Here is a 1,121-nt window from a genome sequence, read left to right on the forward strand (position 1 = left end):
AGGCGTGTAGCCCGGAGTACCCTGACGATCACCTCGCTTCCTTCATCCGGATGGAACATGCCGCCACACCGGTAGCACCTCGATGTATGGATTCGGCCAGTAAGCTCCATCGCCTTCATCCTTCCATGTTTACCAACACCCGCCGAACGTGGCGGGCACTCACTCGCAGGGCCACAGCAGGCTGGCGGTTGATCCCAGAGTTGTAGAGGGCAACCGCAAGCTCCACGTCGCCCCGGGCACGCTCCAGGGTCATACTCAGGTACCGCACACCAGCCCTCAGCGTCTGCCGCCAGTCATTGAGGTCGGTGCCCCCGAGCAGCCGGAAGGTATCTGGCAGTACCTGGAGAGGGCCGCGCTCTCCGGCCCGCCCCCGAGCATTGAGCCTCCAGTCGCTCTCAGCCGCCCCGAGGGCTATCACCAGGTCTACGGGGACCCCGTAGGTGGCGGCGGCATCAACTACCACCGCCGCCACCCCAAGAGCCTCGGGACCGAGCCCAGGATTCCAACGGCTGATCCTCTGGGCCACCGGCAGGAGGGCGTCGAGTCTGGAACTCAGAGCCTGGAACTCGGCCTCCAAAGCGGCGATGCGCTCCGAGAGCACCTGCGTTTCGGCCATCAGTGTCCTTATGGTCTCCTTGGCCTCTGTTATGCTGTCCTGGAGCGGGGCCATAATCATTTGCCCGTATGCCATCCCACCAGCAAAGGCGGCAACGAGTCCCAGTACGAAGAGCGCCTGGGCGACGATCGTTTTGTGCTCGTAACCCAGCTTCATCCTCCCACCGCCTCCTCAGCTCCTAAGGGCGGTTGTCGTCCGCGTCAGAATACTGGTTTTCGGGAACATCGTCCGGGCCGGTCATCTCCCGCCACTGCCGGTACTCCTGCCGCAGATCATCCAGGATCTTTCGGACCGTCACAGGTTTCGCGGCCTGAAGCTTATTGGCCGCCGCCTCGATGAAGTCAGAGCGGATCTGGGAGGTGCTCTCCACGTCCTCACCGGTCTTCTTCCACCAGGAGAGTCGCAGAAGCTCCTTCGCATTCTCGCTGGTCAGGCCCTTGCCAGCCGTGACGGCGTACCACCGCCGCCGCGCCGCATCGGCAACATCCGCCTGACTAATGACGGG

Annotated in this window: 2 protein-coding genes; both read right to left on the reverse strand. The window is 63.4% G+C overall.

Annotated features, from left to right (window positions below):
* Nucleotides 1-115: 115 nt before the first annotated feature.
* Entirely contained in the window at nt 116-772 is a 657-nt protein-coding gene (locus tag FWJ67_RS11225; RefSeq protein ID WP_414482872.1) for a transglycosylase SLT domain-containing protein, read from the reverse strand.
* Nucleotides 773-794: 22 nt separating this feature from the next.
* On the reverse strand, nt 795-1,121 hold a 327-nt coding region (locus FWJ67_RS11230), incomplete at its 5' end, for a hypothetical protein (RefSeq protein ID WP_414482873.1).

This window comes from Limnochorda sp., assembly GCF_047459355.1.
Lineage (GTDB): Bacteria > Bacillota > Limnochordia > Limnochordales > Limnochordaceae > Limnochorda.